The following is an 8,378-nucleotide window of genomic DNA, read 5'->3' on the forward strand; positions in this document are numbered from 1 at the left end:
GGACATGATAATGGATCCTTTCTTTCATACTGGTTTAAGTATATCAGATTCATTAAAAACTGTCCGAAAAAGTGTCTTAATTTATGAGACCATTATATTACTTTTTCTCTTTCTTTCGACATAGGACCACCAGATTTATTTAATTCGTTTCTGAATATCCTCAACAGACGATTTCCATTTTTTCTGTACTGATTTTATTATCCTTTTTTATCATGTTCAATATTGAGCTTTCCAACGGATTGGACTTTTTTCTGAGGGACATTCTGACGGACATTGTAATTCAAATTTGGCATCACAACTGTAAACTAGTAGCGATCTGATTTAAAAGACGGCTTTTTGCTTTCATCATAGTTGATCTGGAATGCATAGCCACCAATGATTTTTCCGAATCCACTACCTTTTGATAACCAACAGACTACAGCTCCGTATATTTCGTCGCATTTCCTTTTGCTTTATCTACTGGATACTTTGCTTCATTCTGCTTCATCTTCATATTCACGATTTCATCTGCATCAAGTTCCAATTTATCAAGAAGATTTTGTGAATAAACAAGTACATCTGCCAGTTCTTCTTTTATATGCTGCAGATTATACTCAGTATCACTCCATTGAAAACACTCCAACAACTCTGCTGCCTCAATCACAATCGATTTTGCAAGATTTGCGGGAGTATGAAATTGTTCCCAATCACGCTCTTCTGTAAATTTGCGAATACGCTCTATTGTTTTTTCCTTCATAGACTTTTACCCCTTTATCATTTTTGTTTTAACAGTTTCTTAAAATATTGTGCCAGGGCGTTATCTGTGCAATATACATAACATCCCTTCATCCCTCTTGTCATAAGTGTTCTGTATGTATTTTTTATAATTTCATCTGCAACCTGATTCGCTTTTTCTTTATCTTTCTTTGCTAGTGTTTTTATTCCTTTCAAAGAATTATCGGTCTTTGCACGTTTTGTGTAATCTGTAATCACTTTCCCGTTTTCAAATCGCATATCATCACCAATAATGACACCCGTATAATCGAATTCCAAACCTTGCGATGTATGAATACATCCAGCTTCATGAACTGACTCTTCACTGATTGCAAATGCATCTCCGCCATTTAGATTCCAGCTTATGGAATAATCTCCAATCTCGATATCATGGAAATTTGTATTATTTCTGGTAGCCTTCGGCCAGTTCCAACAATAGCCTGCGAGAATTCTTGCTCTATTTCTTGCACAATTCTTTTCAAGCACAATTGCTTCCATTTCTTCAGGTGTATCACAGATGCGAATATCGTAATCAATTCCGTCAAGATTATAATTTGCTGTTTCACGAATTTCCAATGCCTGATCTAACCATGCCAGGTATCCATCAGAGCCATTACAGCGGAACTGAGAAACAAGCTGCATTTTTATAATTTCTGATTTTTCCAAAGCCGCCCACTTTTCTATTTCAGCTACACTTCCAATATCTGATAGTGTAACCCTCTGACTTTCATCAATAAAAAACACACTACAAGCAGCGGCATGAATGATTTCTTTTATCTGGTTCTCTCCCATATTTTGGAACATACCGGATTTTTTATTAAGCCGGTGGGCTTCATCAGCATGTGTCAAGCAAGGGCGGAAAGATTTTTCTGCCATATTTTTTAATGGCAGAATATCCGTCAATTAATCAGGAATTATGCGGTATTTCATGTGTCTTGCTTTGAACCAACAATATCCATCGCTAATCTGATCCACGGTCATATCCTCTTCGTCAACAAAGTAAACAAAGTCATCCCAGATAATAACTGTTGAGCCGTACCAATAAGGATCGCATTCATCTGGATCTCTGCTTGAAATATCATACTCAACATCTCCCCAGAACCACACTTCGACCTTGCAACCCCAAGTACCATCAAATTTCACATATAAACTACCATCATCTTGTAGCTTGCATTCTTGTATGCAGGCATCATGGAAACCACCTGATGCCCATTCCAAATTTTCTATATCTTTTTGCGTGAGGATTTCCTGCTCAGGCTTGTACTCATATCCAGCTCCAACCGCCTTGCATTTTTCAAATACGCCGTCAGGGAATAACCCACTATCTATAATCTGATCTGCAACCTCTCTTGGAAGAAAATCCACTCCTCCAACACCATCCTCATCTTCTATCCAGCCTTCTTGGCCACTCTCAATAATAAGAATCTGTGGAATCAGATATTTTGTATTAGGTTGCATAGCAAACCATTTAATAAGATGTTCACCTGCTTCATCCCATACGACATAATATGGTGTATGAATGCTTTCAAGATATCTCTGATAGTCATCCTTAGACTTAACATCCTTATAATATCCAAATACCGGTGATACGTAATACTTTCCATCCCCCTGTCTGACTATAGCATGCATTCTAACCACTTCCTTCCAATCTTATTTTTATACGGGAGCATATCCAATCTTATTAACTCCAATTATTCCCCTCTTAAGAACAGTAATATCAATAGTTTCATATTCTGCTCTCTGAATCTGTGTATCAATAGCAGTGGTATTTACTCCAGTTCTTGATACTTCCGTCCTCGGAACAGGGATTGTATGAACTCCCATCTCATGAAGGATTTCTTCCGGCAGCTCATAATTCTGCTCTACAAGACCAAAACAAGTAAATCCAGTATCAACACAGAATCAAAAACTACGTTAATCTATTACATAGTATACCACGTCATCGGCAAAAAATATCAACAGTATTCAAGTTGAGCCACTACGCTTTTTGCCGATATAGGAAATACTGCTTCTGAATATAGAAAGCCGGACTCCATCGAAAATGAAGTCCGGCAAGATATTATCTATATACGATTTCTTCCAACACAATTTCTTCTGCCCGATTGTGGATGCTGTTCATGTCTCTAACTCAGGTCATCTGATCACTGGCTTTTAGATACTCTCGGTGCATCCGCCCATATTTCCCGATGGGCGTTCCTCATGGGGAAGCTTTAATGTTTCATCAACACTATTTTATACGTGCAGATTTTTCTGCATCTCTTCTTTAAATTCTCTTCCTTTAAACAATATCAGTGCTACAAGAAACAGGAAACATATTAACGCTCCAAACATACTTACTGTTGGATTTTTCACCACTTTGCATAAGAGTAAGATTACCGGAAGGATCAATCCATATCCGGCAGCCATAATTTCGTAAATAAGATACTCTCGCACAGGGCTTTTCTGCACTTTGGCGGTTACAAACATCGCTGCAAGTGTAGATACACTCATGATCGGCAGCACAAAATCTACAGACCAACTGTGCCAACCGGTCTGCGCATCCCAGATAAAGCAGATAATAGTACCGATAAAAAGCTGCCACATCGCATTTTTCAGCAGGTTATAGCGTTTAAAAAATCCAATCGATGAGGCAATCCACATTGTCACAATGCCTCCGGCTGTAAATAAGGTCCAACGAATTCTAGGATGGAAATTAAACTCCGTAACAAGCATTGCTGCAACAATTGCAATGCACAGAAAGCTATAAATTTTATAGACTTTCATTTCCTGTTCACTTGGCTTACCTGTCTTTGGAAATTCAGGTTTTACTTTTTCAGATGCAATTCCCTGTTCTTTTAACAAGCGATAAAAGTTACGTTCAATGTTCACCGTGTCGTATCTGGATGTAAATGCAAATGATAATTTATCCTGGAAAGAACACAAACACAATTCAAGCTTAGGAGTGTTTGTGTACACACCAAATCGTTCGATATAAGGCGCATAACTCGCAGGCATTTTAACCGTACTCATATTAGAAAAAATTGCTGTCGTGTTCTTCTCTGAATATTTTGCCCCGGCCTGAATACATAGATTTTTCAATTCCAAAGGTGCAAGCCTCAGAATCGGATGCAATTCCAAAGCGAGCAACTCGCTGATATGCGCTGACATCTTTTCTTTTGTCAGTTCTGTCTCAAAAAATTCTTTCGTATATTTCAGTATTGCCTCAAAACTTTGATCTTGTGTGGTAAAATTATATCCCGGCTCAATCCAATTAAAAAAGTTCAACATCGATGAAGATGGGAAAAACTTTCTTAAGTTAACCGGAACCATTAACACGACCGGCTTTTTCTTTTGCATCTTAGACATTTCTTCATTTATTGCCATCATAAATAATGCTGTCAAAAAGATTGTCATAGATACACCGAGTTCCCTGCTCCGCTCCAACACTGCCTGAACTGAAACAACAGATTCATGAACATGCAGATGATTTCCGTCTTTCTTTTTTCTCCGTATCTGGAAAGCATGTAGTTTTCTTTTTTTCGGTCGTTTCTGATCTTTTGAATAATATTTCAAAAAACTATCATCTTCTTGATCTTGTACCGTCATATCTTCTGGTAACAATGAAACTTGTTCTAATCCATCTTCTTTGTGAATAAGATAGAGATAATTTTTTACCAGTTCTTTTAAAAATTCTGTCGCTCCTGTGCCATCTGTCAATACATGGAACACTTCGAAGTTGATTCGTTTTTTATAATAGGTTACTTCAAAAAGCAGGGTCTTCTTATCCTTTATATAGAGTCTGCTACAAGGCTCTTTGTACTCTTCCTTTACAATCGGCCGTAAATTACATGGCTCAAGATAATGCCAGAATAATCCTTTGCGAAGCACCATTAAAAACGTCGGAAATGTTTCTATCGTCTGATTCAATGCTTCCTGCAAAACGTCAGGATTTACTTCTTCTTTCAATTCACAGTAAAAACGAAATACTCTCGTATCCTTTTTATTACTGGCAGCAGAATATAATTTTGCTGCATTATCTAATTTTCTCCAACGTGCTTTTTTCTTACTCACAGTGTTTCCCCTTTCAGAAATTCATTGATATAGGTGAAACTTTCCTGTACATGAAGCTGCTTGATCCCCAACGCAAAATATCCGTGTAGTGCATCTTTGATCCGATGTATCTCCACATGATTGCCAGCCTCTTTTAAGCGCTCCCCATACGCTTCCCCCTCATCTCGAAGCGGATCAAATTCACATGTAAGAATCAACGTATCCGGTTGATTCGTTAAATCTTCTGCTATGTATGGTGCAAAATAAGGATTCTTCTTATCCTCTTCATTTCTCGCATAAAGATTAATATAATCTTGCATTTTCCCAGCTGTCAGAAGATAATCTGTTCCATTTTCCTTAACAGATGGAAATGGTGAATTCTCCGTATAATCATTATATGTAGCCGGATAGATCAGTATCTGTCTGTTCGGCCTAAATTCTCCGCGATCTCTAGCCATCAAAGATAATGCTGCACAAAGATTCCCTCCGGCACTATCTCCGATCAATGTAATATTTTCCGGTTTTATGTTGAGCATAAAATCACCGGAATATAAAGCTTTGGCAACCGCATAACAATCTTCCAGACCAGCCGGAAATTTATCTTCCGGTGCCAGTCTGTATTCAACTGCAACTACATACTGTCCGGTTGCATTAGCAAGTCGAGCGCAAATTCTTTCATAATTATCAATGCTCTCTGTTACCCAGCCACCGCCATGTATAAACAAAAGTAACTTTTTATCTTGAATATTATGCTTCTTTTCTTCACTCTCGCGAAAGCTCTTTTCAGTTGGAAAGAAAATACGAATCGGGACTGCATGACTCCCGTTATATATTTTCTCATCTATTTTTTTATAAAAAATCTTCATTGGATCCAATCTTTTTAAATCCGCCATATGACGAAATGCTTCTACTTCTACACCATCAAAGGATAATGCTTTCAAAATTTTCTTTGCAGTCTGATTGATCAATACTATATTCTCCCTATATTCATTCTTATGTCTATAAAAGACTACGAGCCCATTATATCATAAAATGCTTATTAAAATGAATTTAATATTGCAAAAAGCACCAGCCAACTGAATGACTGATGCATCTAACATGTTTCCATCTTACAAGTTACAAGTGATCTTCCACATATCCGTATACTCAACATTATTAAACCTCTAATTTCCTACATCCTGTTTTTATTTCTCAAAAACTATGATACAATCATTGGAAATAGTCGCCAAAATCCAAGGAGGAACACAGCGTGGAGAAAAAACGGATTCGAGACTTTGGAATTGTACCCGGAAGAGTGAAAACAGGAAAAAGAAATACAATCACGGATGTACCTGGTGTACTGGTAGGACATTGTACTGTAAACATGGAAGAAAATCATACCGGTGTGACCGTGATCGTCCCTGGACCGGACAATGCATTTGCACATCACTATACGGCGGCAGCCTATGTCCACAATGGATTTGGAAAAAGCGCCGGTCTGGTACAGTTAGAAGAACTTGGAACCCTTGAAACACCGATTGCCCTTACAAATACGTTAAATGTCGGAAAGGTGTGGGATGCGCTTGTTGGTATCGTGATCGAACAGTGCCAGAACGATGGGCTGGAACCCATGAGCATCAATCCTGTCGTTGGCGAGTGCAATGATTGCAGGATTAACCAGATCCAGAAACGTGCAGTTGGTGAAAAAAAAGTGCGACAGGCTTTTGCGGTTGCTGCTGAAGAGTTCGAAGAAGGGGATGTAGGCGCCGGTACCGGTACCATCTGCTACGGTATGAAAGGTGGAATCGGATCTGCATCCCGCGTGATCTGTATTGGTGAAAAAGAATACACCATCGGCGTTCTGGTTCAGTCAAACTTTGGTGCGACCGAAGATTTTATACTGAACGGAGAAGCTGTTGGTCCAAAAATTCTGGAATGGAAGCAAGAAAAGAATGATATGGCTGCCTCCGAAGAAGACAAAGGTTCCATCATGAGCATTCTGGCTACTGATCTCCCATTAACAAGCCGTCAGCTCAAACGGATTTTGAAAAGAACAGGGGTTGGCATTGCACGAACCGGCGGTTATACAGGTCACGGAAGCGGAGAAGTCATGATCGGATTTACAACCGCAAACCGGATTCCGTCCGGTTGTGAAGAAGAACTGCTTCATCTATCAGCAATTCCGGAGCATGTGATCAACCGGGCTTTTCTCGCTGCAGCAGAAGCTGAACAGGAAGCAATCTTAAATTCCATGACAGCTGCAAAACAGACACGTGGAAGAAAGGGCGAGTTGTATTACAGCCTTGCAGAATACCTTAACGATAGGGATCCAGAATGAATAGTCTGATGATATGCGACATTTTTATGCGCCAATAAGCGGCTGGTCAAAAGCAAACAGAACTTCGTTCAGTTCAAACACATTGTAATTCCCATTTACCAGGAAATACTCCACAATCACATCAAACTTACTGCTGTGAGAAAGGGCAAACCCTGCTCTGCCAATAAAGTCTTTTGTTTCATCAACATCCAGTTCCAGTGCAAAGGCGAAAGCCAGTGCAGTTGTCTTGGATGGTCTATAGTCCATATTGTTTCGGATTTTCGAGAACAGCTTTCTATCCACATTTGCCTTTTTGTAGATTTCAGAGTCCTTCTTTCCGGTACGGTCAATCAGTTGTAGGAGTGTTTCAGAAAAGCCTGCATCCAGATCTTTAAGCAGCTGCCCCCAATCATCAGAATCAATAGGTATAGCTGCTCCTACAGACATATCAGAGCATTCCTGTTCTCTTATACGCCTTGTTTCAAGACGAGAACCATACATGCTTTCCGTTCCATATTCATCAAGCGTTTTGCTGCGGATATAGTTTTCGTCAATGTAACTGCTAACGGATTTGAACAGTTTTTCCGAAAGGGCGAATGCTTCTTTGCCAAACACAACCAGGTAAACCTGCATTTCATTTTCCAACAGGAACGTACTGATCTCACGAACCGCTATTTGCAGAGCGAGAGGTTTCGGAAATCCGTAATTGCCTGTAGCTATCAAAGGAAATGCAATAGATTCGCACTCATGCTCCTTGGCCAATGTCAGGGAGTTCCTATAGCACGAAGATAAAATCTGCTCCTCTCTGTGACTGCCATTCTTCCAAACAGGTCCTACGGTATGGATAACATACCTGGCATCCAAATCAAATCCTGGGGTAATAGCTGCATCACCAAAATCAATACAGCCGATTTTCTGTCTTGCCACCAACAACTCGTGTCCGGCTTTTTTATGTATTCCGCTGTCGACGCCAGAGCCGATGACAGGATTGGGATTTGCAGTGTTTACCACCGCATCTACCTGCATATTTACAATATCATTGCGTACTATTTCAAAAGGCATAGATGACCTCCCTGTTCAGATTCTGTTTTACTGCCATAAACACAGATTATCGCTCCAATCTAAGATAAAGTATACTTCTTTAGCGGAACAATATCAATGATAACGGAATAATACGATGGTGTAAACCTACTGTCAGTTGGGAAAGATTAGAGAGACCCTAAGATAGAATAGAATTCGCTTTATTTTTCCCAAGTGTATAACAATCCTTTTTCTTCGTCAACTATCTGATTTATGGCTC

At 39.4% G+C, this 8,378-nt stretch carries 8 protein-coding genes; 1 reads left to right on the forward strand and 7 read right to left on the reverse strand.

Annotation, left to right across the window (positions count from 1 at the left end):
• Window positions 1-415: 415 nt before the first annotated feature.
• From OCV65_RS13070 to OCV65_RS13095, 6 genes are all read right to left on the reverse strand, one after another.
• Entirely contained in the window at window positions 416-736 is a 321-nt protein-coding gene (locus OCV65_RS13070) for a nucleotide pyrophosphohydrolase (RefSeq protein ID WP_262582439.1), read from the reverse strand.
• Between the two features lie 17 nt (window positions 737-753).
• On the reverse strand, window positions 754-1,629 hold the full coding sequence (locus OCV65_RS13075; RefSeq protein ID WP_262582440.1) for a DUF2075 domain-containing protein: 876 nt from the start codon (window positions 1,627-1,629) through the stop codon (window positions 754-756).
• 27 nt (window positions 1,630-1,656) lie between these two features.
• Window positions 1,657-2,382, reverse strand: a complete 726-nt coding sequence (locus OCV65_RS13080; RefSeq protein ID WP_262582441.1) for a hypothetical protein — start codon at window positions 2,380-2,382, stop codon at window positions 1,657-1,659.
• Between the two features lie 27 nt (window positions 2,383-2,409).
• Entirely contained in the window at window positions 2,410-2,577 is a 168-nt protein-coding gene (locus OCV65_RS13085) for a hypothetical protein (protein ID WP_262582442.1), read from the reverse strand.
• Between the two features lie 408 nt (window positions 2,578-2,985).
• Entirely contained in the window at window positions 2,986-4,803 is a 1,818-nt protein-coding gene (locus OCV65_RS13090; protein WP_262582443.1) for a DUF6320 domain-containing protein, read from the reverse strand.
• Entirely contained in the window at window positions 4,800-5,750 is a 951-nt protein-coding gene (locus OCV65_RS13095; protein ID WP_262582445.1) for an alpha/beta hydrolase, read from the reverse strand. The genes OCV65_RS13090 and OCV65_RS13095 overlap by 4 nt, the downstream gene beginning before the upstream one ends.
• Window positions 5,751-6,031: 281 nt before the next feature.
• Here OCV65_RS13095 and OCV65_RS13100 point away from each other — a divergent pair, with 281 nt between their 5' ends.
• Window positions 6,032-7,099: a P1 family peptidase gene (locus OCV65_RS13100; protein WP_262582446.1), complete on the forward strand. Its 1,068-nt coding sequence runs from the start codon at window positions 6,032-6,034 to the stop codon at window positions 7,097-7,099.
• Between the two features lie 24 nt (window positions 7,100-7,123).
• Here OCV65_RS13100 and OCV65_RS13105 read toward each other — a convergent pair whose 3' ends face one another.
• Window positions 7,124-8,140: a macro domain-containing protein gene (locus OCV65_RS13105; protein WP_262582447.1), complete on the reverse strand. Its 1,017-nt coding sequence runs from the start codon at window positions 8,138-8,140 to the stop codon at window positions 7,124-7,126.
• Window positions 8,141-8,378: the final 238 nt, after the last annotated feature.

The organism is Dorea ammoniilytica (assembly GCF_025567415.1).
Classification (GTDB): Bacteria; Bacillota; Clostridia; order Lachnospirales; family Lachnospiraceae; genus Claveliimonas; species Claveliimonas ammoniilytica.